This is a genomic window from Agrobacterium sp. ST15.16.055, from assembly GCF_027956555.1.
Lineage (GTDB): Bacteria > Pseudomonadota > Alphaproteobacteria > Rhizobiales > Rhizobiaceae > Agrobacterium > Agrobacterium salinitolerans.
This window is the reverse complement of the sequence record NZ_JAQKGN010000005.1, coordinates 103,883-129,603: the sequence shown is the minus strand read 5'-3', so window position 1 is coordinate 129,603 and position 25,721 is coordinate 103,883. Positions and strand designations below refer to the sequence as shown.

Below are 25,721 nucleotides of genomic sequence, written 5' to 3'. Positions count from 1 at the left end.
ACCGCGGGGTGTTTCTCAACGCCCCCACCCGCATGTTTTCGGAGGATCAGTATGACGGAAAAAAGCGCTACAGTGACACTTGGCGAAAAGCAGGTGGAACTCCCGGTCAGGGAAGGCACGATTGGACCAAGCGTCGTCGATATCGCCACGCTCTACAAGCACACGGGCTCCTTCACCTACGACCCGGGTTTCACGTCGACGGCCTCCTGCGAATCCAAGATCACCTATATCGACGGTGACGAGGGCGTTCTCCTGCACCGTGGTTTCCCCATCGAGCAGCTCGCCGAACAGGGCGATTTCCTGGAAACCTGCTATCTGCTGCTCTACGGCGAATTGCCGACGGCTGCGCAGAAGAAGGACTTCGACACCCGCGTCACGCGCCACACCATGGTGCATGAGCAGATGAGCCGCTTCTTCACCGGCTATCGTCGCGATGCGCATCCGATGGCCGTCATGTGCGGCACGGTCGGCGCGCTCTCGGCCTTCTATCACGACTCTACCGACATCACCGATCCGCACCAGCGCATGGTCGCTTCGCTGCGCATGATCGCGAAGATGCCGACGATCGCCGCCATGGCCTACAAGTATCATATCGGCCAGCCCTTCGTTTACCCGAAGAACGATCTGGATTACGCCTCCAACTTCCTGCACATGTGCTTTGCCGTGCCTTGCGAGGACTACAAGGTGGATCCGGTTCTGGCCCGCGCCATGGATCGCATCTTCATCCTGCATGCCGATCACGAGCAGAACGCCTCCACCTCCACGGTGCGTCTCGCCGGTTCGTCGGGTGCAAATCCGTTCGCCTGTATCGCGGCTGGTATCGCCTGCCTTTGGGGTCCCGCTCACGGTGGCGCCAATGAAGCGGCGCTCAATATGCTCAACGAAATCGGCACGGTTGACCGTATTCCGGAATATATCGCCCGCGCCAAGGACAAGAACGATCCGTTCCGCCTGATGGGCTTTGGCCACCGCGTCTACAAGAACTACGACCCGCGCGCCAAGATCATGCAGAAGACGATGTACGAAGTGCTGGAAGCCACCGGCAATTCCGACGATCCTATCATGCAGGTCGCGCTGGAACTGGAAAAGATCGCCCTTTCCGACCCCTACTTCGTCGAAAAGAAGCTTTACCCGAATGTCGACTTCTATTCCGGCATCACGCTGAAGGCGCTGGGCTTCCCCACGACCATGTTTACCGTTCTTTTCGCTCTTGCCCGCACCGTCGGCTGGATCGCACAGTGGAACGAGATGATCGAAGATCCGCAGCAGCGTATCGGCCGTCCGCGCCAGCTCTATACGGGCGCCGGCAAGCGCGACTACGTCCCGGTTTCCAAGCGCTAAGCCGCGAAACCCTGTAAAATCAAAGGCCGGCAGGTTTTCACCCGCCGGCCTTTTTTTGTTGTTGGTCCTGATGGTTCTCAGTGGCGCGCCGCAACGCCCAGAAACTGCTTGAGCTCGGGTGTGGAGGGATTAGAGAACACCTCCTCCGGTGGGCCGATTTCATGCACCCTGCCCTCATGCATGAAAACGACGCGTGAGCAGACGTCGCGCGCAAACTTCATCTCATGCGTCACCATCAGCAGCGTCATGCCTTCGCCGGCGAGTTCCCGCACCACCGCCAGCACCTCCGAGACCAGCTCGGGATCGAGCGCCGAGGTGATCTCGTCGCAAAGAAGTGCAATGGGCTGCATCGCGAGTGCGCGGGCAATGGCGACGCGCTGCTGCTGGCCACCGGATAATTCGTCCGGATAGGCGTCGAACTTATGCGCCAGCCCCACCCGCTCAAGCATCTTGCGGGCAACAGCTTCCGCGTCCGGCTTCGGTGTCTTCTTCACCACGGTCTGAGACAGCATGACGTTGCCGCCAACCGTCTGGTGCGGGAAGAGGTTGAACTGCTGGAAGATCATGCCGACCTTCAGCCGCAGGGCTTTCAGATGCAGATCATCGTCGAGAAGCTGCGCGCCGGCAACCGATATGGAGCCGGCCGAAATCGTCTCCAGCCCATTGATGCAGCGAAGCAGGGTGGATTTGCCCGATCCGCTCTTGCCGATGATGGCGATGACCTCACCGGGCTCCACATCGAGGTTGATGCCTTTCAAAACCTCGTTGCTGCCATAGCTTTTGCGGACTTCAGTGATTTCGATGAGCGACATTGAGCTTCCTTTCGAGGATCTGGCTGCTCTTCGACAGAGGCCAGCACAGCGCGAAATAGATGAGGGCGACGAGGCCATAAACGGTGAAGGGCTGGAAGGTGGCGTTGGTGACGACCGTGCCGGCCTTGGACAGTTCTACGAAGCCGATGATTGAGGTCACCGCCGTTCCCTTGATGACCTGTACGAAGAAACCCACAGTTGGCGGAATGGCCACCCGCATGGCCTGCGGCAGGATGACGTAGCGCATCTGTTGCAGGCGTCCCATGGCAAGGCTTGCCGACGCTTCCCATTGGCCTTTCGCAACGGATTCGACGCATCCACGCCAGATTTCGGTGAGAAAGGCGGCCGCCCACAGGATCAGCGTCAAGCCCGCCGCCAACCAGGCCGGCACATCGATGCCGAACAGGCCGAGGCCGAAAAAGGCGATGAAAAGCTGCATCAAAAGCGGCGTTCCCTGGAAAAGCTCGACATAATAGCGTGCGAAAGCCCGCATCGATTTTTTGCGGGAAATGCGCATGAACAGCAGAAGCAGCGCCACCAGACCACCGCCGGCAAAGGAGACGAGCGACAGCAGCACGGTCCAGCGCGTGGCGAGCAGCAGGTTTCTGAGAATATCCCAGGTGGAGAATTCAATCATCGGACACTCCTGCGGGGAAAGATGAGGTTGCCGCCCATGACAAGCACCTGCCTCAACAGAATGGCCAGCACGAGATAGATGACGGTGGAGACCATGTAGGCTTCAAAGGCGCGGAAGGTGCGCGACTGGATGAAATTGGCCGCGAAAGTCAGGTCCTCGGCGGCAATCTGCGACACGACCGACGAGCCAAGCATGACGATTACCACCTGCGAAGATAGCGCTGGCCAGATGCGTTGCAGTGAGGGCACCAGCACCACATGCCGGAAGGTTTCGAAACGGGTCATGGCAAGGCTTGCCCCGGCCTCGAACTGGCCCTTGGGCGTCGCCTGAATGCCGGCACGGATGATCTCGCAGCTATAGGCTCCGAGATTGACTACCATGGCGATATTGGCCGCGCTCAATTCCGACAGTTGCAGGCCAAGCGACGGCAGGCCGAAGAAGATAAAAAACAATTGTATGAGAAATGGCGTATTGCGAATGAGCTCTACATAGGTCGCAACCGGCGGCCTCAGCCATTTGGGGCCAAGCGCGCGTACCCAGGCGCAGAATATGCCGAGCGCGATGCCAAGAACGCCGCCGACGGCGATCAATTCCAGCGTGATGGCAATGCCCTTGGCGATCTGCGGGTAATAATCGAGAAGCCACCCAAAATCGAATTTGTATTTCACCCGATATTTCCTTTCGGGGAGGACAAACCATGCGCCGGGCCGCGATCAGGCACGGCCGGCGCCTGGATTTGCCAGGTTGGTCAGAGATCCTTCGGAAGATCGGTTTTCAGCCATTTCTGCGCGATCGTGTTCAGCGAACCATCGGTCTTTGCAGTCGCAATGATGGCGTTGACCTTTTCCAGAAGCGCCGGCTGTTCCTTGTTCAGGCCGATATAGCAGGGGGAATTCTTGATCAGGAATTTCAGCTCGGGACGCTTCGGCGGGTTCTTCGCCAGAATGGCAGCGGCCACGACATTGCCCGTGGCCACGGCTTCCACCTGGCCGGCAAGGAAGGCGGAAATCGTGCCGTTATTGTCCTCGTAGCGCTTGATGGTGGTGTCGGCCGGAGCAACCTTGGTCAGTTCCAGATCCTCGACCGCGCCACGGGTAACGCCGATGGTCTTGCCGGCTAAATCTTCCGCCTTGGTGACGGCAAGCGAGTCTGGGGCAAAGACGCCATTATAAAAAGGCGCATAGGCGGTCGAGAAGTCGATGACCTTTTCACGGTCCGGGTTCTTGCCGAGGCTCGAGATGACGAGATCGACCTTGTTGGTCTGAAGATAGGGAACGCGGTTGGCACTTGTCACCGGCACGAGTTCAACCTTCACGCCGAGCTTCTCGCCGATCAGATTGGCGACATCAATATCGTAACCCTGCGGCGCCATATCCGTGCCGACGCTGCCGAAGGGCGGGAAATCCTGTGGAACCGCAACGCGGATCGTGCCGCGGGACGTGATATCACCGAGCGCATCGGCAAAGGCTGCCGGCGAAAAACCGAGTGTTGCGGAAATTGCGGCGATGGCAAGCAATGAACGTCTGGAAAACATTGGGAATTACTCCTTGAGGCTTGAGGAAAGGGGCTGCATTGAAAGGGAATTGCGAAGCTCGTAGAGCGGGTCCGGCCTGCGGGTGAGATCGAGACCCGTTTCAACTTCGTCGAGATGGCGGATGGCGAGTTCAGCGGCGCCATGAAAATCGGCCGCCTTGATCGCTTCGAAGATACGGCAATGTCCGTCGTGCGACTGCTGCGCATGGAAATCGGACTGGTAGAGCATGGAGATGAGGATGGTTCTGGCGGTCAGGTCGCGCAGCGTTTCGACGATGATATCGTTTCCGGCGATTTCGGCGATACGGATGTGAAAATCACCCATCAGGCAGGTCAGGCGCTGGCGATCGCCTTTGGCAATCGCCGCCTTCTCCTCATCGAGATGATTGGCGAGGATTGCGATGCCTTGCGCGCTGACGCCGGAAAGATTGCGCAACAGTCCGTATTCTATGATTCGCCGCGCCTCATAGACCTTGATGGATTCTTCGGCAGAAGGCTCCACCACGAACCAGCCGCGGCGCGGACTGACGGTGACGATGCCACGCGTCTCCAGCCGCATCATCGCCTCGCGGATGCGCGTGCGTGACACGCCGAAAAGGCTGGCGAGCTGGTTCTCGCTGAGGCGGGTGCCCGGGCGGATGCGCGCGGAAAGAATGCCGGAGATGATGGCGTCTTCTACCGCGCTCTGGGCGCTTTCTGATGTATGGCTATCTTGCATACAAGATTGAAAGCAAGAGGTGTGCCAGATGGAAATTTAGCGGTTCTCGGGCGCCTGATGATCAGTTGCTTGCCGCCCTAACGATCAAATGCGTTAAAACAGAGCCCTCGCCTGCCTTGATCGGCGGCAGGTGGAGCCGAGCGTTACCTGCCCACGAACCGAAATTCCGACGCCCGGACAAGAGAAATATGATCAGGCTGAGCGGCTGTTTTTGTTCTTCAGGATATCGAGAAGAATGGCTGCACCAGTTTCCCCGGGAGGAACATCCGTATGCAGACGCTGCTGCACCAGCGCGTAACCTTCCAGCATCGCCCGCCGTTCGGTGGTATCGGAAGACAGGCGCTCGGCCCAGCGCAGCATCGACCCTGCTCGCACCACCTCGTTGAAATATTCCGGTATGATGGCGTAATCGGCAATCAGATTCGGCAAAGCGCCCGTCCAGGTCTTCACCCGCTTGCTCAGAATGGTGAAAATCCAGTCGGTCTTGTAGACCGAGATTGTCGGCACGCCAGCCAGCGCCAGTTCGAGAATGACGGTGCCGGAAGCGGCAATGGCCGCATCGGCCTGCGCAAAAGCGTTCCATTTAAAAGCAGAGTCGATACCGATTTCGGGCCTGATATCGTCCGGCCACGCCGCTGCCATTTCGCGGACGCGATGTTCCTGACGCGGTACGGTGGGCAGCAGGAACCGGGTGGGGCCGTTGCGGCTCACGAAGGCCTTCGCCGCTTCCTGAAACGGCTCCATCAACCGCGTCGTCTCAGTGGAGCGCGATCCCGGCAGGAGAAGGATGGTTCTCGGCTGGCCCTGTTCCGGAAGAAGCCGCTCTGTCCGCTTCTGCCGCACGGCGAGCACGTCGGGATCGACGCTGAGCCGGTGGCCGACGAATGTCGTCGGTGGGCCGCCAAGACGCTGCATGGCCTCAGGCTCGAAAGGCAGCAAGGCCAGAACGTGGTCGACATAGGAGAGCATCGCGGTGGCGCGATATTCCTTCCAGGCCCAGACACTGGGACAGACGTAATTGACGACCGGCAGATGCGGTAATTGTTTGCGGACTTTTTTCGCAACGCGATGGGTGAAATCCGGGCTGTCGATGATCAGCAGAATATCGGGCTTTGCGGCAGCGATTGCCTGAGCGGTCTGGTTGATCCGCGCAATGAGCTTCGGCAGTTTTTTCAGAACCTGCGTGAAGCCCATGATGGAGAGCTCGGAATAGTCGAACAGGGAAACCAGTCCCTGCGCTTCCAGCATTTCGCCGCCCACACCCACCAGCTCGACAGGCCCCGCATATTGGGCCTTGAGCGAGCGGATCAGATCCGCGCCTAAAAGATCGCCGGATACCTCCCCGGCTATGACCGCCACTTTTAATGCCGCCGTCATCCGATCAGGCCTCCCCCATCATATCTCCGCCAAGTGACGTATCGATGCCGCAGACGAATATGCCCGCCTCATCGGCCGCTTTCAACATCGCCTCGCGATCGAGTACCAGCGCCCGCCCGGCTTCGACGGCGATACCTGCCAGCCCGGCCTTTCGCGCATTCTCAACCGTTTCCACACCGATTGTCGGCAGGTCAGCGCGCACATCCTGCTGCGGCTTGCACAGCTTTACGAGCACGCCCTTGCGGCGCGGGGATATCCGTCCCTCCGCACGCAATGCCGCGACGCGCGCCAGCATGGCATCCGTTCCCTCAACGCCTTCCAGCGCGACGATACGGCCACCGACGGCGACCGCGCCCTGCCCCACATCGAGCTTGCCAAGCGCGAGCGCAGCCTCAGCCGCCTTGCGTATATCTCGCAGATCATCCTCGGCAGGTTTTTGCGTACCGAAAGGGCCTATCGCGGCCAGCAGGCCGGGTGCGATTTCGTGGGCACCGATGACTTTTGCGCCGAGCGTGCCGATGATCTTGATAACCATCTGAAGAACGGCGTCGTCGCCGCTCGACAGCAGCGTCCTGACAATCGAAGGCAGTTTGAGCAGGATGCCGACTGTGGGTCGAATCTCCCGCCATTCCGGACGCCGCGCCACGGCGCCGGATAGCACGACACGGTCTACCCGGTTTTCACGCAGCAGACGGCCTAGCCCGGCGACATCGCCGACACTGATCACGGCATTGTCGAAACCGCTCCAGTCCAAACGGGAATCATCGCGCAGGCGCACGATGAAAGGGTTCTCGCCCATCTCACGGGCGGCAGCGGCCACATATAGCGGCAGCTGGCCGCTGCCGGCCACAATGGCGAGACGCCCGCCGCCTGTCACGGCTCACTTGCCCCGGTTGGGCGAGGAGATTGCGCGGTCGCTATCCGCACCGATGAAATCGATGACTTCAAGCGCCTGCGGGCAATCCAGATAGTCGTTACGGTCAATGGCTGCGGCATTGCCGCGGATCGTGCCTTCGGCCTCGAAAATCGCCTTGTAGACGCGTCTGACCTTGTGGATATCGGCGCGCTCAATGCCGGCGCGGGTCATGCCGACGACGTTCAGACCGCCAAGGATGCCGGGATTGCCATTCAGCATGCCATAGGGAATGACATCGTAATTGACCGCCGACAGCCCGCCGATGAAGGCCTGGCGGCCGATGCGCGTGAACTGGTGCACGGCGCAGCCGCCGCCCAGAATCGCGCGGTCCTCGATGGTGACATGGCCCGCCAGCATCACATTGTTCGACAGGATGATATGGCTGCCGAGGCGGCAATCATGCGCCACATGCGAATTGGCGAGGAAAAGATTATCGTCGCCGATAACGGTCTTGCCGCTGCCATCGGAACTGCCGGCATTCATCGTCACGCCTTCACGCATGATGCAGCGCTCACCGATCTCGAGCGTCGTTTCCGAACCGTCGTGGCGAACCGCCTGCGGCGCGCCGCCGATGACCGCCATGGGATGGACAACCGAGCCACGGCCGATCACGGTCAGGCCGGAAACAACGGCGTGATTGTGCATCTGGACATCTTCATGCAGCGTGACTTTTGCACCGACATAGCTCAGCGCACCGATGACGACGTTTTCACCGATCACCGCACCGTCTTCGATCACGGCGCTTGGATGAATTCTGGCCGAGGCGGCAATCGTGCTCATTGCTGATCCTCGGGGATCATCATGGCGCCGACATCAGCCTCCGCCACCAGCGCGCCGTCCACCTTCGCTTCGCAATGGAATTTGAAGACATTGCCGCGCTGGCGCTGCTTGACGACGTGAATTTCCAGACGATCGCCGGGGACCACGGGTTTGCGGAAACGCGCATTGTCGATTGTCATGAAATAGACTAGGTGACCGCCCTCACCCTGGCTGCGAGCGCAGATCGCACCCGCCGTCTGGGCCATGGCCTCAACGATCAGAACGCCGGGCATGATCGGCCGGTCCGGGAAATGACCGGTGAAATGCGGTTCGTTGACAGTGACGTTCTTGATGCCGATCGCCGAATTGTTACCATCGATCTCAATGATCTTGTCGATCAGCAGGAACGGGTAACGATGCGGCAGAAGCTTCATGACTTCCAGAATGTCAGCCGCGCCGAGCGCCGTCTTCGTTTCTTCAGTCATTTTTTTTCTCTCCTGTTTTTTTATCACGCCCTTCAGCGCGCGCCAGAATTTCGGCCATGTCGCGCAGGAAATATTTCATCGGACGCGCAGGCGTGCCGCCATAACGGGCGCCTGCCGGCACGTCCGCCACAACACCGCTCATCGCCGCAATCTGTACGCCGTCGCCAATGTTGATATGGCCATTGATTCCGGCCGCACCGCCAATCATCACACCGTCGCCTATGCGGGTGCTGCCCGCGATGCCAACCTTGCTGACGATGCCGCAATGGCGGCCGATGCGCACGTTGTGGCCGATCTGGACCTGATTGTCGATCTTGGTGCCTTCGCCGATGACCGTGTCATCCATGGTGCCGCGATCAATCGTGGTGTTGGCGCCAATCTCGACATTGTCCTGAATGATGACCCGGCCGATCTGCACGATCTTCAGCATGCCGCGCGGACCGGGCGCATAACCGAAACCATCCTGACCGATGCGCGCGCCGTTATGGATAATCACATTATTACCGATGAGGGCCGCAAGAACGCTTGCGCCGCCGGCAATGGTGCAATCGCGCCCGATCTGCACATCCTGCCCGATGATGACCCCAGGACCGATGCGCGTACCCGCGCCAATATGGGCGCCAGCTCCAATCACGGCGAGCGACTCGACGATGACGCCCGCCTCCAGCTTCGCGGATGGATCGACATGCGCAGCATGGGAAATTTCAGCGTCCATACGCGCAATCGGACCAGGACGCATGGCGGAAGGATGCAGCAAGGCACCAACCTGCGCAAACAGCGTGTGCGGGTTTTTCGATATCAGCGCAGGGGTGTGAGACGGAAGCATATCCACAAGTGCGGCGTCACAAATCACGGCGCCAGCGTCGCAGGTCTGCAGCTCGTCGCGGTTCTTGCGCGAAAGAATATAGCAGAGCTGATCGGGTTTTGCCCGGTAGACCGGCGCGACGGAGCGAATGATCCGCTCTCCCGCTACGTCATCAGACAGTTCCGCCCCAAGACGGTCTGCGATATCTTTCAATCGCAGTCCCTCGTGGGGCGGAAAAAAGGCGTTGTATTCCATCAGCCGGAAACTCCAGAACGTTCAAAGTTGCAGTTCTGGACTGCCGATATCAGAAAGTATTGGACATGCCAAACCGGAAACGCTGTTCCTCGTCGTAGTCTTCCTTAGCGAAAGGCACGGCGTAGTCGACACGGATCGGACCGAAAGGCGATGCCCACATCACACCCACACCGGCGGATGCGCGGATGGAGTTGTCGTCCTTCACACCGGCGCTGTTGGCAACCTTGTTGCCATAGAGCGTGCCTGCATCCACGAAGCCAGCAAGGCGCAGGCCGAAATCTTCCGGAACCCCAGGCATCGGAGCCGAGACTTCAGCAGAAGCGGCGAAATAGGTCGTGCCGCCGATGGAGTCGGAACCGATGCGCGGACCGATACCATCGTTCTTGAAGCCCCGAACCTGACGACCGCCGAACTTGAACTGATCGAACACAAGCAGATTGTCGCCTGTCGGCACCACGTGACCGGCCTGGCCGGTCAGAGAGCCGATGACATCGTACTCATCGGAAAGCGTGTAGAAGAAGCGAGCCTTGGCGTAAATCTTGTAATATTCGGAATCGCCGCCGAGACCTGCAAATTCGTTCGTCAAAGCAGCCTGCCAGCCTTCGCGCGGCATGTTGCGGTCGTCGAGCGTATTGTAGTTCAGCGTGTTCGAAATAATGGACTGTGTCCAGTCACCGCCACGGATCAGGTCCTTGTAGGGTTCGGCAAGGTTGCTGCCGGTTTCCCAGTCGCCCTCACCGTCATAATTGATCTGCTTGTAGGTGTACTTGAACGTCGTTGAGAGGTCCTCGGTAATCGGCGCGGTCACGCGCAGCGAGAAGCCCTGCTCGTCGTAGTCATAATAGTCTTCGCTGCGGCTCTGGCTCTTGAACAGGTCAAAACCTGCTGCCAGACGGTAGCCGAGGAAATAAGGCTCCGTGAAGGACAGCGTATAGCTGCGTGCATCGTCTTCACCCGCACCGGCGGCGAGACGGATGTATTGGCCGCGGCCGAGGAAGTTCTTCTCTTCGATGGAGGCTTCGAGCAGCACACCGTCGTTCTGCGAGTAGCCGGCGCCGATACCGAACGAACCCGTCGACTGATCTTCAACGTCAACCACGATCACGACACGGTCAGGCGCGCTGCCGCCGGCGGTCGAAATATTGACCTTCGAGAAATAGCCGAGCGCTTCGAGACGGCGCTTTGCAGCCGTGATGACCGTCTGGTTGAACGCATCGCCTTCGGAAATATCGAATTCGCGACGGATGACATAGTCACGCGTGCGGGTGTTGCCACGGATTTCGATACGTTCGACGTAAGCGCGCTCACCCTGGTCGACGATATAGGTCACACCGATGGTGTTGCCCGCCATGTCGCGGTCACCGCGCGGGGTTACGCGGGCGAAGGGATAACCTTCGCCGGCCACGCGCTTGGAAATCGCCTCCATGCTCTGCTGAACTTCCTTGGCGCTGTAGCTTGCACCCTGGCGGGTTTCAACGAGACCCTGCAATTCCGCACCATCAACACCCGGAACGGTCGATTCGACAACGACGTTGCCGAAATCGTATTTCTTGCCTTCATCGACCGTGATCGAGATGGTGTATTCGTTCTTGGATTCGTCCAGCACCGCGTCAGACGACACAACCCGGAAGTCGGCATAACCGCGGTTATAGTAGAACTGGCGCAGCGCCTCTTCGTCGGCGCGCAGCTTGTCCTCGTTATAAACGTCCTTACGCGTCAGGAACGACAGCATGTTGGACTTCTTGGTATTGATGACGGCGGCCAGACGACCATCGCTATAGGCATTGTTGCCGACGAAATCGATGCGACCGATCTTCGTGCGCTCGCCTTCATTGATGACGAAAGCAATGTTCACCCGGCCCTGACCGACAGAAACGGTCTGCGTGGTGATTTCGACATCGCTGCGACCAATGGCTGCGTAAGCTTCCTTGATACGAGCGATATCCGCCGTCACGATTGCCTGATTGAACGGACCCATCGACTGGGTCTGCACGATGCCGGCGAGCTTGTCGTCCTTGATCTTGCGGTTGCCGTTGAAGACCACCTGATTGACCAGTTGGTTCTCGTCGACCGTCACGACCAGCGTGCTGCCGGAAACGCGCATGGAGACATTCGAGAAATAACCTGTGGCGTAAAGACGCTTCACCGATTCATCGATGTCCGAATTGGAAAAGTTCTTACCCGGCGCAATGGTGATGTTGGAACGCACGGAGTCCGCGCCCGACCTTTCGGCCCCGCGAACATCGATCCTGCTGATGACGGCTGCATGTGCAACGCCAACAGAGGCAAGCACACCAAGGCCCGCAACCGAAGAAACACCGGCAGACAGAGCAACCGCCGACACAGCGTTCAAAAATCTTGAACCAGCCTTCATTTCAATTCTTACCTTTTTACGTTGTCCCTCAGCGGGCGGAACCCGACTCCGGCCATGTGCGTCGTTTTACCTGCTTTTCCCCTACAAGCAAGCGTGAACGTTAAATTCTGTTTACTTCGTGCTTCAGAGTGGCTCATTCGCCACTTCGGCATATAAACACGGTAAACAAGTCACTAACAAAACCGTTAAAACACAATCATCAGCCGATCAAGCTGCTGATATCGTTCCATGTTGCAAAAACCATCAGGCCCAAAATCATCATCATTCCGATACGGAACGCGACTTCCTGCGCGCCCGCACCGAGCGGCCTGCCGCGAATGGCCTCGATGGCGTAGAACACAAGGTGCCCGCCGTCCAGAACCGGCACAGGCATCAGGTTCAAAAGACCGATGGAGACGGAAAGAACGGCGGCAAGCTGGATAACGGCGGAAATACCGAGTGTCGCCATCTGGCCGGACGCCTGCGCCACCCGGACCGGACCACCAAGCTGATCGGCATTCATGCGCCCAGTCACGAGATTGCCGATATAATTGAAGGTGCCGGTGATAACGTGGCCGGTTTCGCGCACACCTTCGGCCAGCGCCTCAGACGGTGAATATTCAATATGGCGAAAGTTACCGCTGGTCTGGTCGGTGACGATGCCGATAATACCCATTTCCAACTTGTTGCCGAACTGGTCCGTTGTCTCCGTGCGGGTCGGAACCATCGGCAGCTTCAGCTCCTCGCCCGCCCTTTCAACCGTTACGGTGATCGGCGTGCCCGGGCGGATGCCGACATAACGGCGGACATCCTCGAAGGTCATCACTTTTTCGCCATCGATCGCCACCAGCCTGTCACCGGGTTGAACGCCGGCTGCGGCAGCAGCACTGTTTTCGCGGACTTCCGCCACGACCGGATCGGCGATCATCCGGCCATAAATGCCAAAGAGCACCGCAAAGATGAGAATCGCGAGAATGAAATTCGCGATCGGGCCTGCGGCAACCGTGGCCGCCCTCTTCCACAGCTTAGCACCGGAAAGCGTCTGCGCCCTCTCCTCCAGCGACATATGCGACAGGCCGGAACTATCCGGCTTGCTCGCCGCATCCTCATCGCCGAAGAACTTGACGTAACCGCCGAGCGGAATCGCCGAAATTTTCCATCGCGTGCCGCGCTTGTCGGTGAAACCGATCAGCTCCGGGCCGAAACCGATGGAAAACGCGGTGGAGCGGATTCCGCACCAGCGACCAACAAGATAGTGGCCCATCTCATGCACAAAAACGAGCAGCGACAGCACCAGGATGAAGGGCACGATATAGCCGGTCAGAAAACCGGTCGCCGCCATTACTGTGTTCATGACAATCTGCCCTTTGTGTCGTGACCTTTCGCGCCGCTCAGAAACCCGGCAACAGACCGCCGCCCGATCCGGGCACGTCGCCGGTTGCCGCCGCATGCACGAAAGCTATGAGGAATACCGCAAAGCAGGCGAAAACAAGACCGTCAACTCGGTCCATGAAGCCGCCATGGCCTGGAATGAGATGGCTGGAATCCTTGACCTGGAAACGCCGTTTCACGAAGGATTCGAAGAGATCGCCTATCTGGCTGAATACCGAAAGAATAAGAGCGAGCACCAGCACCAGCACGCTGATCCTGCCGTGATAGGCCATAGACACCGCGCCGCCGCCGATCACGGCCGCCACCGCCCCGCCGATGGCGCCAGACCAGGTCTTGCCGGGCGAGATCGAAGGTGCGAGCTTCGGCCCGCCAATGGCGCGCCCTACGAAATAGGCAAGAATATCCGTCGACCAGACGACGGCAAAGATGAACAGGATGGACACGAAGCCCGTCAGCTCGTCACCACGGATGGCCGAGAGCGATATGCCGCTCAGGCCCGCATAAAAAATACCACCCACCAGCCACCAATTTTTGCCGCGCAGGATCGGAAACAGCGCAGCGGTCAGCGTGAAGCCGGATAATAGAGGCAGATCGAGCGAGGATTCGCCGAAGATCGTGTTACCGGCGATGACGGCAACCGCGAACCAGCCCCAGGCGTTGCCTGTCGGGTTCGACTCCGACAACCGGCTAATCGTCGACCATTCATAATAGATGAGAATCGCCAGAAGGCCCGCAACGATGCGGAACAGAATGCCGCCATACCAGGTCGCGGCCAGAATGACCGCCGCCATGACGATTGCGGACACAATCCGCAGTCTGAGTTCACGGCTCATCAGGCGCCTGCCACGGCAACCTGCTCGGTGAGTGCACCGAAGCGGCGGTCACGCGTTGCATATTGCTCGATTGCGGAAAAGAATCGCTGGCGGTCGAAGTCCGGCCAATATTCGGGAACGAACAGAAACTCGGAATAAGCAGCCTGCCAGAGCAGGAAGTTCGACAGGCGCTCTTCGCCGCTGGTGCGGATAATGAGATCCGGATCGGGCATACCGGACGTGTCTAGTCTGGCCGAAATCATCTCCGGCGTAATGGATTCGGCATTAATCCTGCCTTCGGCGACATCGCGCGCAATCGCCGCTGTCGCACGCGCAATCTCGTCGCGACTGCCGTAATTGAAAGCGATCACCAGAGTCAGCTTGGTATTGTCCGCCGTCATCTGCTCCGCCTCTTCGAGGAGCGCGCGTATGTCGTGCTTCAGCCCTTGCCGGTCGCCGATGATCCGCACGCGGACATTTTCGCGGTGCAGTTCCGCAAGATCACGCCGGATGAAGGCTTTCAAAAGCCCCATCAGATCGCTCACCTCGGATTCGGGTCTACGCCAGTTTTCCGAGGAGAAGGCAAAGAGCGTGAGATAGCGTATTCCGCAGTCGCCGGCCGCGCGAACGGTCTCGCGCACGGCCTCCACACCGCGGCGATGCCCCATCACGCGCGGAAGACCGCGCTGCTTTGCCCAGCGTCCATTGCCATCCATGATGATGGCAACGTGCTCGGGAATGGAGGAACGTGTCGTCGTCGGCATATCGATCCAGTAACAGGGCAGCGCGGAATTAAAACGAATAAAATACAGGTCTATCGCGAACGATGTCAGACCTGCATGATTTCCTTTTCCTTCTCGGCAAGCAAGCGGTCAATTTCCGAAATCGTGTCATCGGTCATTTTCTGAACCTTTTCCGACTGTCCACGGCTTTCGTCCTGACCGATGTCACCGTCCTTTTCGGCTTTTTTCAGACCATCCATGCCATCACGACGCACATGGCGAATCGCCACCTTGGACTTTTCGGCATAATCATGGGCGACCTTCACGAGCGATTTGCGGCGCTCCTCGTTGAGTTCAGGCAGAGGAATGCGCAGGTTCTGGCCGTCGACGATGGGGTTGAGGCCGAGATTGGATTCGCGGATCGCACGGTCGACGGCGTTGACCATCGACTTGTCCCAGATGTTGACGCCGAGCATGCGCGGCTCCGGAACTGTGATGTTGGCCACCTGGTTGAGCGGCACACGCGAGCCATAGGCGTCGACGGTGACCGGATCGAGAATATTGGCCGAGGCGCGGCCCGTGCGCAGCGACGCGATATCGCTCTTGAAAGCATTGATGGCGCCATCCATACGGCGCTTGATATCGTTGAGGTCAACACCACTCATCTTGATACTCCATCTTGTCGGCCAGCGGCCGTAATCGCCCCTTCAGGCGGCATCGTTTTGATTATTTGTCGTGCACGATGGTCTTGCGGCCGCCGCCGGTCAATATCTGCGCAAAACCGCCCTTCTCGTGGATCGAGAAAACAATGATCGGAATGTGGTTTTCGCGGGCCAGCGCAACGGCGGCGACATCCATAACCGCCAGCCCCTTGCCGAGCACTTCACTGTGGGTCAGTTCGTCGAAACGGGTCGCCGTCGGGTCCTTCTTCGGATCGGCGGAATAGATGCCGTCCACCTGCGTGCCCTTGAAGATCGCTTCGGCGCCCATTTCGGCCGCGCGCAGTGCAGCAGCGGAATCAGTGGTGAAGAACGGGTTGCCCGTACCGCCGGCGAAAATCACCACGCGCCCCTGCGCAAGATGATGGAGTGCCGCACGTTGCGAGAAGCTTTCACAGATTTCAGGCATGGCGATTGCGGAAAGAACGACGGTATCGATGCTGAGCTTGCGTAGCGAGGTTGCGAGAGCCAGCGCGTTGATGACGGTCGCCAGCATGCCCATATGGTCGCCGGTAACGCGGTCGCCGCCCTTGGAGGCCACGGCGACACCGCGGAAAATATTGCCGCCCCCGACGACAACACCGACTTCGACGCCCATCGCCCTCGCCTGCGCGATATCGGAAGCGATGCGGTCAGCCACCGCCACATCGATACCGAAACCCTGATCGCCCATGAGGGCTTCACCGGAAGCCTTGAGAAGAACACGTTTGTAGATCGGCTTGGAAGACATCATGACTCCTCGGAAATGTAACCGAAACGCGGATACACGAAGGGCACCGCGTTGTCACGCGATGCCCTCCCGTTTTCCCAAGATTGGGTAAATATAATCAGCCCTTGGCGACGGCTGCGACTTCTGCTGCGAAATCGCTTTCTTCCTTCTCGACGCCTTCGCCGAGCAGCAGGCGAACCATACCCGTCACTTCGATGGAAGCGCCGGCTTCCTTTTCGGCTGCCTTGACGGCGTCGCCGACGGTCAGGTCAGGGTTGATGACGAAAGCCTGCGACAGAAGGGCGACTTCTTCGAAGAACTTGCGCATGCGGCCATCGACCATCTTTTCGATGATGGCTTCCGGCTTGCCGGATTCGCGGGCCTGTTCGATGAAGACGTTGCGCTCGCGCTCGGCAACAGCGGCGTCAACTTCTTCAGCGCGGATGGCGAGCGGGTTGGTCGCAGCGATGTGCATGGCAACCTGACGGCCGATGGAGTTCAGAACGGCCTTGTCGCCTTCCGACTTCAGGGCAACGAGAACGCCGAGCTTGCCGATGCCGTCGCCGGCAGCGTTGTGAATGTAGGTCGCAACAACGCCGTGCGGCACTTCGAGTGCAGCCGAGCGGCGCAGCGTCATGTTCTCACCAATGGTGGCGATTGCATCCTTGATGCTGTCGGCAACGGACTTGCCGGTTGCCGGGTAGGTGGCGGCGGAAACGGCGTCAACGGTGCCATCGGTGGTGAGGGCGACCTGGGCGATACCGCGGATGAGGTCCTGAAACGCATCGTTGCGGGCAACGAAGTCGGTTTCGGAGTTCAGCTCAACGACAACAGCCTTGTGACCCATGGTGGCGACACCGACCAGACCTTCGGCAGCCGTGCGGCCGGACTTCTTGTCGGCCTTTGCGATGCCCTTGGCGCGCAGCCAGTCGATTGCCGCTTCCATGTCGCCATTGGTCTCAGCAAGAGCCTTCTTGCAGTCCATCATGCCTGCGCCAGACTTTTCGCGCAGTTCCTTCACCATTGCGGCTGTGATTTCGGTCATTGTGTGCCTCTTATCGGTTCGATCGGTCAGCCGGCTGAATTCGCCGTGCCGAAGTTCTGGGTGATGACTGTACCCGGCCGCACACCCTTTGAAACCCGGAAGTCCGGCAAGGGGCATGCGCATTCCCAAGTGCTGCGGCGTCGCCAAACATCGAAATGATGGGTGCCGCTCTAGTGTGACAGCGTTATGAAGACTGCCTGCCGTTCCAACCACATCGGACGCCTGCGGTTTTTAAAAACCCATGGCGGAGCGGTTAGAAACGAACAAGGCCGTCAACCCATTGAAGGTCTTTGACGGCCTTGTCATATCCTGGTCGAGGAGACGGCGATTAAGAAATCGCCGCCAGACAGGGCCTAGATCAGGCGCCAGCCTCGTCTTCGAGAGCGGGCTCGATCGGAGCTTCTTCGGAAGCGCCGATGTCGCGGCCGGAAGCGCCCTGCTGACGTGCGATACCGTCGATGGCAGCGCGGGCGATCAGGTCGCAATAAAGCGAAATGGCGCGCGACGCATCGTCGTTACCGGGGATCGGGTAGTCGATGTGATCCGGGTCGCAGTTGCTGTCGATGATCGCAACGACCGGAATGCCAAGACGCTTGGCTTCTTCGATCGCGATCTTTTCCTTGTTGGTGTCGATGATGAACATCAGGTCAGGTACGCCGCCCATATCGCGGATACCGCCGAGAGCCTTTTCGAGCTTTTCGCGCTCGCGCTCAAGGTTCAGGCGTTCCTTCTTGGAGTAGCCGGAAGCTTCCGAGTTCAGGATCTCGTCGACCTTGCGCAGGCGCTGGATCGAGTTGGAGATGGTCTTCCAGTTGGTCATCATGCCGCCGAGCCAGCGGGAGTTGACGTAGTACTGGGCCGAACGCTTTGCGCTGTCGGCAATGATTTCGGACGCCTGGCGCTTGGTGCCGACGAACAGAACGCGGCCGCCACGGGCAACGGTGTCGGACACGACCTGAAGGGCGCGCGACAGCATCGGAACGGTCTGAGCCAGGTCGATGATGTGGATGTTGTTACGGTCGCCGAAGATGTACGGCTTCATCTTCGGGTTCCAGCGGTGCGTCTGGTGGCCGAAGTGAACACCAGCTTCCAGAAGCTGACGCATAGAAAAATCGGGCAATGCCATGCCTTGTTACTCCTTTTCCGGTTTAACCCCCGCGAAGCGAACAGCGCCAATTTTCATCGACACCACCGGGCGGAACGAACCGGATTTCTCCCGGAACATCCCAAGCTTCGCGTGTGGAATGGTGAGCCGCATACAGTTGCCCGCATGAAAATGCAAGCATTTATGCGAAAAAACCGCGAGAACGGCCCGCGTTTCAGCGAACCGGCTTGTTTTCGCAGGTTTCTGGCTTGAGAATATCGAGCTTCGTAAGCTTTCCCGTCAGAACGAAATCGCCGTAATCCATCGTCAGATCGCGGGTGATTCCGTTTTCGTAAAGCTTGAACGACATGCGGTAAATCGGCAGGGCGTCGGTGCCGGTCTTGTCGTTATAATAGGCGATGGTCACCGGCCAGAATGCCGCTTTGGCGAATTCGCCAGCCTTGCCGGCATCGGCATCGCCATCCTTCGGCATCTGCGACTTGCCGACCAGGGTGGACGTGATCAGGCTTTCATCGCCATCATCGGAACCGTCGAAAATGCGGGATTCGAAGATGCGTTTTCCCTGCTTTGCATGTTCGATGACCTGAAACATATGCTGCGTCGGGAATTCGCTGGCGACGAGGCTGACCTGGCGGGCATCCGGCCGGGTCAGATCGACCTTCACGCCGTCAGTGCCGTCGATCGCCGCCCCCTGCACTTCCTTGTCCAGCTTGTCGTCGGTGTAGGACTTGGTCTCGAAGGTAAATTTCTTGGCCGCGAGATCTTCGAAGGTGGTGGTCTGCTGGTCGGTCATGCGCACGGCGTCGCCAGTGCTGATCTGCGTCACGAAACGGAAATCCGTCTTGTAACCCTGACAGGCAGAGCCGGTGAATTCATAGACCATGCGGCCGGTCATGCCCTCGATGCCGGAACGGTCAGACGCATCCTTGAGTTCGAGATCGTAGACGGCGCGGTGCGATACGAGATCAGGAACCGCGACGGGCAAGGCATTGGCAGCGTTTGACAGGCCGGTCATAAGCCCTGTTGCGGCAACGAAACCCAGCGTCCTGACAAACATACAATATCTCCTGTTGGACTCGCTGCTCATATTGTACAAGCAACCACCCGGCTTTTGGATCAACATCTTCTGAATGCCGGATTCTTGAAGGATTTACAACAAAACCGGAGACGAAAATGTCTGACGTCATCGAAGGCCGCCTCAAGGAACTTGGCTTTACGCTTCCTGTCGCCGCAGCACCAGCCGCAAACTACGTTCCGTTCACCATCAGCGGCAATCTTCTTTATGTATCAGGTCAACTGCCGATGGAATCGGGCAAGATTGCGGTGACGGGCCTTGTTGGCCGTGATGTCGACGTTGCCAGCGCCCAGCGCGCGGCAGAATTATGCGCCGTCAACATTCTCGCACAGGTCAAGGCCGCTTTGAATGGCGATCTCTCGAAAATCCGTCGTGTCATCAAGCTGAATGGCTTTGTCGCGTCGGTTCCGGAGTTCGTGGAGCAGCACCTTGTCATCAACGGCGCTTCCAATCTCATTGCCAATGTTCTCGGTGAGCCCGGCAAACACGCCCGCGCCGCCGTCGGCATGGCTTGCCTGCCCTTCAATGCCGCTGTCGAAATCGACGCCATCGTGGAAATCGACGTATGACGCTGAAACTCTCCTGGTTGACGGCTCAGCCCGTCGCCCATCGCGGTTATCATGATCTCAACAAGGCGGTCTGGGAAAACACGCTTTCCGCGTTTTCCCGCGCCATCGAAGCCGGTTTCGCCATAGAATGCGACGTTCAGCTGGCAGCGGACAGCGTGCCGGTGGTTTTCCATGACCACGACCTGGAGAGGCTGACCGGCATCAAAGGCGATGTGCGTGAACGCACCTCGGCAGAGCTGGCGATGCTTTCCGTTGGGCAAACCAAGGATCGCGTCCCTACCCTCAAGCAACTTCTGGTGCTCTGCGCCGGCAAGGTGCCGCTCGTCATCGAGCTGAAGGGCCGCGAAGGCGAAGGCGTCGACGACGGTTTTGCCGAGGCGGTGCTGGAAGACCTCGAGGGCTATAAGGGCCACGTCGCGCTGATGAGCTTCGACCACCATCTGCTGAGAGATCTGAAGGCGGCCGGCTCGCCCTGGCCGCTCGGGCTCACGGCCGAAGGCGACAAGCCGGAGGACTTCTTTAAACATGACGAAGCGATGCAGATGGGGCTCGATTTTATCTCCTATCATTGGGGTCATCTACCCAACAGCTTCATCGAGGCGCAAAGAAAACTTGGCCTTCCGGTGATTACCTGGACGGTCAGGGATGAAAATGCGCGCAAGACTACTTATAAATATGCGGACCAGATGACATTCGAAGGTTTCGACCCGAGAGAGAACCCATCCGCTACGGCATGACAGAAGACTATTCCATCAGCATTGCGCAATCCTTCAGGGATATCGATCCGGAAAGCTGGAAACGGCTTTCCGGAACCTCGCGCAATACGTCAGGAAAAATCTACAACCCCTTTATTTCCCATGAATTTTTATCATCCATGGAAGAATCGGGATCGGCGACAGCCAAAACCGGCTGGCTCGGGCACCATCTGCTTCTTGAAAACGCCTCCGGTGTTCTCGTCGGAGCGGTGCCGGCCTATCTGAAGAACCACAGCAAGGGCGAATATGTCTTTGACCACGGGTGGGCGGATGCTTTCGAACGGGCGGGCGGGCATTATTACCCTAAACTGCAATGTTCAGTGCCCTTCACACCCGCAACCGGGCCACGTCTGCTCGTTTCAGAAATCGAGGACGAGACCCGATTCAAGACGTTACTGGCCTCCGGTCTTGCCCAGGTGACGGAGAAGATCGGCGTCTCCTCGGCACATGTGACATTTCTGGAAGAGGGCGATCTGTCCGCCCTTCTGCCCCGCGATTTCCTGCACAGGACTGACCAGCAGTTCCACTTCATCAATGACGGTTATCGCGACCACGATGATTTTCTTGACGCCCTTTCCTCACGCAAGCGCAAGGGGCTGAAGAAAGAACGCCGCGCCGCACTCGAAAAAGGCATCGAGATCGACTGGCTGACGGGAAGCGACCTGACCGAGGATATCTGGGACCAGTTCTTCGCCTTCTATATGGATACCGGCAGTCGCAAATGGGGCCGGCCATATCTGACCCGGGAGTTTTATTCGCTGATCGGCGAACGCATGGCCGATGATGTGCTGCTGGTGATGGCGAAACGCGAGGGACGTTATATTGCCGGTGCGATCAATTTCATCGGCTCGGACGCGCTTTATGGCCGCCACTGGGGCTGCATCGAGGATCACCCCTTTCTGCATTTCGAGGTCTGTTATCATCAGGCGATCGATTTCGCGCTGGCGAAGGGATTGAAACGCGTGGAGGCCGGCGCCCAAGGCGAACACAAGTTGGCGCGCGGTTACGTGCCAGTCACCACCCACTCGGCGCATTTCATTGTCCACCCAGGCCTGCGCCGCGCCATTGCCGATTATCTTCAGCGGGAGCGCGAAGAGGTCGAGCATATCGGCGATTATCTTGATGAACACACGCCCTTCCGCAGGGGCGAGAGACAGGAACCGGACATATAGTCCGCCATGAGGAGAGATCACGATGACGGCCAGCGCCTATGACGACAACAATATCTTCGCAAAAATCCTGCGCGGCGAAATTCCGTGTCACAAGCTTTACGAGGACGAGCATACACTTGCTTTCATGGATGTGATGCCGCAGGCCCCCGGCCATCTGCTCGTTGTTCCCAAGACCGGCTCCCGCAACCTGCTCGATGCCGACCCGGAAGTGCTGGCGAGGACCATTCCCGTCGTGCAGAAACTGGCGGTGGCGGCAAAGGAAGCCTTCGATGCCGATGGCGTCTTCATCGCGCAGTTCAACGAGCCGGCGGCTGGCCAGACCGTTTTCCATCTGCATTTCCACGTCATTCCGCGCAAGGAAGGCGAGCCGCTGAAGCCGCATTCCGGCGTGATGGCCGATGGCGACATATTGAAGGCCCACGCGGAGAAGATAAAGGCCGCGCTTGCTTCGTGATGGTTGCCTGGTATGCGACTTTATCCTCGGCCTTGCGCCGAGGACCCAACCTCGTATCGGAAATCAATCGGTTGCAAATGCTCGGGACAGGCCCGAGCATGACGCAGGAGCGGTTTTCGGACTGATCATTCCGGAGAGCGGTAAGCATTCCTCTCCGGCCACGGCCAGCCTTCAAGCGCCGTCATATCGGGCCGGAATATTTCCACCTTCAGCGGATAACAGGCCGCCGTATCGCTTGAATGCGTGGCGCTGCAATCACCGCCCGGACAGGCGGAAAGCGCGCCGATAAGATCGATCTCGGCGAAAAGCTCCAGATAATCACCCGGACGCACCGGGCTCGCCTTCATGAAATATTGGCGTGTGTCGCGGGTGAAACCCGTGCACATGAAGACATTGAGGACGTCATGCACATGCGGTTCCGCCTGCCGGAATGACAGGCCCCTTGAGGAGGCCAGCGCATTGGTCAGATTGGAATGGCAGCAATGGTGGTAATCGCCGCCGCTCAGGAGCTTGTTGGTATAGGGATCGCAGCGTGTGCCGATTACGTCATGCACACCGCCGCCGTCTTCATCGAAACCGTACCACGATAGCGTGTCATGGGTGATCGTCGCCATCGGCCGCAGGGACGGCAGGTTGCTCCACAGCCGGTTGCCGACCGAAACATGGGTGGCGTGCAGGGCGCGGGTCTTGCCGCTGAAAAACCGCTCGGTCAGATCATGGGCGTTCCAGAGGTTCAGGTCTCCGACCTGCGGACCTTCAACGCTTACGATGCGAAAAAAATGCCCCTTCGGAACGTTGAAGGTGCGGCCGTCACGCGGCGGCACGATGACCTCATCGATCTTTTCCATGCTTCGTTTGGCTTCTTCCAGACGTGCAAGGTCCGGCATTTCAAGCGTCCCGTTCGGATAAACGACAACAGGACGGACGGCGCGGCGTTCAGCGGCGTCGACGGGTTCGGTGGCGGTCAAGGGGGTCATGAAATCCTCGAGCAATCAAAATCTCGAGGCGAAATTGCGCCATGTGTGCGCGCCTGACAAGACGGGTTTTTCTTGCGCTCAGGCCAAGTCTTACTTACCCTTGAGACACCATGAAATTACCGCCGCTCACCACCCTCCGGGCATTCGAAGCCGCAGCCAGAAGAACGAGTTTTTCTCTGGCTGCGCAGGAACTCGGCATGACGGCAACTGCCGTCAGCCAGCATGTGCGCAATCTGGAGGCATGGCTCGGTGTAGCGCTGTTCGAGCGGCATGCGAGGGGTGTGAGGCTTACCCCGGCCGGAAAGGAATTCGGCACGACGGTTTCGACTGCCCTACGCCAGATTGCCTCTGGCGCCGCCCGGATCCGTCAGGGCCGTGACCGCATGACCGTTCGCCTTGCCAGCCTGCCCTCAGTCGTCGCGCATTTTCTGACGCCCCGCCTGCCTCGCTTTCGGGCGCTTTACCCCGATATACAGGTATCCATCAGCTATTCCGGTGCGCATCAAGCAATACCGGCCGATCTCACCATAGGGCATGGCGTCGCGTCCGGGGAAAATGCGGTCGCGCTTTTCAGCGCAGAGACGCGACCGACATGCGCGCCGGGCTATGTCGCTAAATTCGGTCCTTTCGACAATATTGACAGCCTCTTAGGAGCGGAATTGCTGCATGACGACACCGAGGCGGCTTGGCAGAACTGGTTCGCAGCCGGGGGAATATCCCTGCCCGATAACGCCGGTCCGGTTTTTGCGGATTTCAATCTGCTCGTGACCGCGCTCAAAGCCGGTCAAGGTATTGGCCTCTGCCCGACGGCGCTGTTTAACAAAGAGATCGCCGAAGGTCAACTGATCGTCCTCTTCGATCGGGCGACGGATACGGAGAAATATTACTGGCTGATGGAAGCAGACGAGATGACCGCACCGGCTAGACTTCTTGCGGATTGGCTTGTTGCGGAAGCCCGCCGGAGCGGTCTCTGACGTAAACCAATCTCAGAAACCGAGCGCGAACAACCCACCCGCCAGAAGCAGGATCGGCACCGCCACACCGACGATGACCCGCTGGCCTGCCATCAGAAAAGCGATGAAACCGAGTGCGGCAGCGCCGATGCGCAGCCACAGGGGGGATGCTTCCAGCGTTCCGGTTGGAAAGACGATCAGCTTGGCGGTGACGGCCATAACGAGCGCCGTGGCGACCGCCCTCACCCAGTGCAGCGCTTCGGAATCCTCCTTCAGGCGGTTACCGGCGAGAACGCCGAGCCACCGCCAGAGATCGGTCGCCAGCCAGCCGGCAATCGCGATGAAGAGATAGGGCGCCCACCAATGTTCGGTCATCATGGTTCGCTCTCCGGTGAGACGGGTTTTATCCGGCGGCGGAACACGAGGCGGTCGATCAGATAGGCAGCCGTGCCCCCGCCTATCCCGGCATAGAGAATATCGAATTCCGGTGCGATGACCGCGAAGGCGGGCCCGGCGATGACGCCGATGACGAAGGCGACCTTGACGACGGAATGACGGGCCGAAGCCCAGATCGATGCCACGAAATAGACCGGTGTGAGAAAAAACAGCACGCCGGCGACGAGTGGTGGAAAGGCGGCGACGACGCCGTAACACAGGCCGACGATGATGGCATTGACCACGGTGAGCGTCATGCCAAAACCAGCGAACCAGGCGGCGCGGGCTTCACGCGGCACCCTGGAGAGGTTCTGCGTGGCAAAGACCCAGGCCGTGATCGCAACGAAATGCGACAGAAACAGCAAAATCCATGTCGGCGTCTTCGCGCCGCGCATTTCCGGAACGATGGAGGCGACCATCGGCATCATCCGGACCGACGACAGCGTCACCGCCAGAAAGCAGGCAGCAAGATTGGCGCCGCCGACCATGGAGCCGATCAGGATCATCTTGGCCGGCAGGGCCCAGATCATCAGCGTCATGAACACGGCTTCACCGCGCGCGACACCGGATTCCAGCGCGAAGGCGCTGAAACCGACAAAAGATGTCATCAGAATGAGCGAGGGCAGCGAAAATATGCCCCGCATTCCCCGGAAAAACCAGCCACTCATGGGGATGGTATCGCTGTCGGCAGTCTGCATTGCTGACCCACTTGTGCATATCACCCGAAACTGTGCCGCAGCTTCGGGGTAACGTCATGCATAAAATAAAAAAGAGCGTCGCAGGCATCAGGGAAAAACGCGACGCGCTTCATACATGAAAATGCCGGGCTTTCGCCC

General features: G+C 58.9%; 28 protein-coding genes. 6 read left to right on the top strand and 22 right to left on the bottom strand.

Annotated elements, in window-relative coordinates; translation table 11 throughout:
* Positions 1 to 51: 51 nt before the first annotated feature.
* Entirely contained in the window at positions 52 to 1,341 is a 1,290-nt protein-coding gene (gltA, locus tag PL599_RS10375; protein ID WP_003502585.1) for a citrate synthase, read from the top strand.
* 77 nt (positions 1,342 to 1,418) lie between these two features.
* Here gltA and PL599_RS10370 read toward each other — a convergent pair whose 3' ends face one another.
* The 19 genes from PL599_RS10370 to PL599_RS10280 all read right to left on the bottom strand — a co-directional run bounded on the left by PL599_RS10370 (position 1,419) and on the right by PL599_RS10280 (position 19,552).
* A complete protein-coding gene (locus tag PL599_RS10370) occupies positions 1,419 to 2,153 on the bottom strand; it encodes an amino acid ABC transporter ATP-binding protein (RefSeq protein ID WP_269823982.1) in 735 nt (244 codons plus the stop codon).
* Positions 2,131 to 2,790: an amino acid ABC transporter permease gene (locus tag PL599_RS10365; RefSeq protein WP_003521390.1), complete on the bottom strand. Its 660-nt coding sequence runs from the start codon at positions 2,788 to 2,790 to the stop codon at positions 2,131 to 2,133. The genes PL599_RS10370 and PL599_RS10365 overlap by 23 nt, the downstream gene beginning before the upstream one ends.
* On the bottom strand, positions 2,787 to 3,458 hold the full coding sequence (locus PL599_RS10360) for an amino acid ABC transporter permease (RefSeq protein ID WP_269823983.1): 672 nt from the start codon (positions 3,456 to 3,458) through the stop codon (positions 2,787 to 2,789). The genes PL599_RS10365 and PL599_RS10360 overlap by 4 nt, the downstream gene beginning before the upstream one ends.
* An 80-nt stretch (positions 3,459 to 3,538) precedes the next feature.
* Positions 3,539 to 4,324, bottom strand: a complete 786-nt coding sequence (locus tag PL599_RS10355) for a transporter substrate-binding domain-containing protein (protein WP_269823984.1) — start codon at positions 4,322 to 4,324, stop codon at positions 3,539 to 3,541.
* 6 nt (positions 4,325 to 4,330) lie between these two features.
* The gene (locus tag PL599_RS10350; RefSeq protein WP_077982370.1) at positions 4,331 to 5,041 is read right to left on the bottom strand and encodes a GntR family transcriptional regulator; all 711 of its coding nucleotides are present in this window, start codon (positions 5,039 to 5,041) and stop codon (positions 4,331 to 4,333) included.
* A 192-nt stretch (positions 5,042 to 5,233) separates the two neighbouring features.
* Positions 5,234 to 6,418: a lipid-A-disaccharide synthase gene (lpxB, locus tag PL599_RS10345; RefSeq protein WP_269823985.1), complete on the bottom strand. Its 1,185-nt coding sequence runs from the start codon at positions 6,416 to 6,418 to the stop codon at positions 5,234 to 5,236.
* Positions 6,419 to 6,422: 4 nt separating this feature from the next.
* Positions 6,423 to 7,295 carry an LpxI family protein gene (locus tag PL599_RS10340; protein ID WP_269823986.1) on the bottom strand — a complete coding sequence of 291 codons (873 nt, stop codon included), beginning with the start codon at positions 7,293 to 7,295 and terminating at the stop codon, positions 6,423 to 6,425.
* 3 nt (positions 7,296 to 7,298) lie between these two features.
* A complete protein-coding gene (lpxA, locus tag PL599_RS10335; protein WP_269823987.1) occupies positions 7,299 to 8,114 on the bottom strand; it encodes an acyl-ACP--UDP-N-acetylglucosamine O-acyltransferase in 816 nt (271 codons plus the stop codon).
* Complete coding sequence (gene fabZ, locus PL599_RS10330; protein WP_065653924.1) at positions 8,111 to 8,578, bottom strand: 3-hydroxyacyl-ACP dehydratase FabZ; 468 nt, start codon at positions 8,576 to 8,578, stop codon at positions 8,111 to 8,113. The genes lpxA and fabZ overlap by 4 nt, the downstream gene beginning before the upstream one ends.
* Complete coding sequence (lpxD, locus tag PL599_RS10325) at positions 8,571 to 9,638, bottom strand: UDP-3-O-(3-hydroxymyristoyl)glucosamine N-acyltransferase (protein ID WP_269823988.1); 1,068 nt, start codon at positions 9,636 to 9,638, stop codon at positions 8,571 to 8,573. The genes fabZ and lpxD overlap by 8 nt, the downstream gene beginning before the upstream one ends.
* Positions 9,639 to 9,687: 49 nt before the next feature.
* Positions 9,688 to 12,012, bottom strand: coding sequence for an outer membrane protein assembly factor BamA (gene bamA, locus PL599_RS10320; RefSeq protein ID WP_269823989.1), 2,325 nt, complete (start codon positions 12,010 to 12,012; stop codon positions 9,688 to 9,690).
* A 199-nt stretch (positions 12,013 to 12,211) separates the two neighbouring features.
* Positions 12,212 to 13,333, bottom strand: a complete 1,122-nt coding sequence (gene rseP, locus PL599_RS10315; RefSeq protein WP_165691200.1) for an RIP metalloprotease RseP — start codon at positions 13,331 to 13,333, stop codon at positions 12,212 to 12,214.
* Between the two features lie 49 nt (positions 13,334 to 13,382).
* Positions 13,383 to 14,216, bottom strand: coding sequence for a phosphatidate cytidylyltransferase (locus tag PL599_RS10310; protein WP_077982376.1), 834 nt, complete (start codon positions 14,214 to 14,216; stop codon positions 13,383 to 13,385).
* A complete protein-coding gene (locus PL599_RS10305; RefSeq protein ID WP_077982377.1) occupies positions 14,216 to 14,959 on the bottom strand; it encodes an isoprenyl transferase in 744 nt (247 codons plus the stop codon). Before PL599_RS10305 ends, PL599_RS10310 begins: the two co-directional genes overlap by 1 nt.
* Before the next feature lie 65 nt (positions 14,960 to 15,024).
* The gene (frr, locus tag PL599_RS10300; protein WP_004441558.1) at positions 15,025 to 15,582 is read right to left on the bottom strand and encodes a ribosome recycling factor; all 558 of its coding nucleotides are present in this window, start codon (positions 15,580 to 15,582) and stop codon (positions 15,025 to 15,027) included.
* Positions 15,583 to 15,643: 61 nt separating this feature from the next.
* On the bottom strand, positions 15,644 to 16,366 hold the full coding sequence (gene pyrH, locus PL599_RS10295) for a UMP kinase (RefSeq protein WP_077982942.1): 723 nt from the start codon (positions 16,364 to 16,366) through the stop codon (positions 15,644 to 15,646).
* Positions 16,367 to 16,463: 97 nt separating this feature from the next.
* Positions 16,464 to 17,390 (bottom strand): translation elongation factor Ts, encoded by a 927-nt coding sequence (gene tsf / locus PL599_RS10290; protein ID WP_077982378.1) that lies wholly within the window; start codon positions 17,388 to 17,390, stop codon positions 16,464 to 16,466.
* A 358-nt stretch (positions 17,391 to 17,748) separates the two neighbouring features.
* Positions 17,749 to 18,516, bottom strand: coding sequence for a 30S ribosomal protein S2 (rpsB, locus tag PL599_RS10285; RefSeq protein WP_003496241.1), 768 nt, complete (start codon positions 18,514 to 18,516; stop codon positions 17,749 to 17,751).
* Positions 18,517 to 18,709: 193 nt separating this feature from the next.
* Positions 18,710 to 19,552: a cell envelope integrity EipB family protein gene (locus PL599_RS10280; RefSeq protein ID WP_269823990.1), complete on the bottom strand. Its 843-nt coding sequence runs from the start codon at positions 19,550 to 19,552 to the stop codon at positions 18,710 to 18,712.
* A 116-nt stretch (positions 19,553 to 19,668) separates the two neighbouring features.
* Between PL599_RS10280 and PL599_RS10275 the strand changes: the two genes are divergently transcribed.
* From PL599_RS10275 to PL599_RS10260, 4 genes are read left to right on the top strand one after another with little or no spacing between them, the layout of a single operon-like run.
* Positions 19,669 to 20,139 (top strand): RidA family protein, encoded by a 471-nt coding sequence (locus PL599_RS10275; protein WP_137410241.1) that lies wholly within the window; start codon positions 19,669 to 19,671, stop codon positions 20,137 to 20,139.
* Positions 20,136 to 20,876: a glycerophosphodiester phosphodiesterase gene (locus PL599_RS10270; protein ID WP_269823991.1), complete on the top strand. Its 741-nt coding sequence runs from the start codon at positions 20,136 to 20,138 to the stop codon at positions 20,874 to 20,876. The genes PL599_RS10275 and PL599_RS10270 overlap by 4 nt, the downstream gene beginning before the upstream one ends.
* Complete coding sequence (locus PL599_RS10265) at positions 20,873 to 22,066, top strand: GNAT family N-acetyltransferase (protein ID WP_269823992.1); 1,194 nt, start codon at positions 20,873 to 20,875, stop codon at positions 22,064 to 22,066. Before PL599_RS10270 ends, PL599_RS10265 begins: the two co-directional genes overlap by 4 nt.
* A gap of 22 nt (positions 22,067 to 22,088) precedes the next feature.
* Positions 22,089 to 22,520 carry an HIT family protein gene (locus PL599_RS10260; RefSeq protein WP_077982382.1) on the top strand — a complete coding sequence of 144 codons (432 nt, stop codon included), beginning with the start codon at positions 22,089 to 22,091 and terminating at the stop codon, positions 22,518 to 22,520.
* Positions 22,521 to 22,645: 125 nt separating this feature from the next.
* Here PL599_RS10260 and PL599_RS10255 read toward each other — a convergent pair whose 3' ends face one another.
* The gene (locus tag PL599_RS10255) at positions 22,646 to 23,497 is read right to left on the bottom strand and encodes an urea carboxylase-associated family protein (protein WP_269823993.1); all 852 of its coding nucleotides are present in this window, start codon (positions 23,495 to 23,497) and stop codon (positions 22,646 to 22,648) included.
* 110 nt (positions 23,498 to 23,607) lie between these two features.
* Here PL599_RS10255 and PL599_RS10250 point away from each other — a divergent pair, with 110 nt between their 5' ends.
* Positions 23,608 to 24,471, top strand: coding sequence for a LysR substrate-binding domain-containing protein (locus PL599_RS10250; RefSeq protein WP_271359052.1), 864 nt, complete (start codon positions 23,608 to 23,610; stop codon positions 24,469 to 24,471).
* A gap of 12 nt (positions 24,472 to 24,483) precedes the next feature.
* Here PL599_RS10250 and PL599_RS10245 read toward each other — a convergent pair whose 3' ends face one another.
* Both PL599_RS10245 and PL599_RS10240 read right to left on the bottom strand, forming a co-directional pair.
* Positions 24,484 to 24,828, bottom strand: coding sequence for an AzlD domain-containing protein (locus PL599_RS10245; RefSeq protein WP_020810566.1), 345 nt, complete (start codon positions 24,826 to 24,828; stop codon positions 24,484 to 24,486).
* Positions 24,825 to 25,583, bottom strand: a complete 759-nt coding sequence (locus tag PL599_RS10240; RefSeq protein WP_269823995.1) for an AzlC family ABC transporter permease — start codon at positions 25,581 to 25,583, stop codon at positions 24,825 to 24,827. The genes PL599_RS10245 and PL599_RS10240 overlap by 4 nt, the downstream gene beginning before the upstream one ends.
* Positions 25,584 to 25,721: the final 138 nt, after the last annotated feature.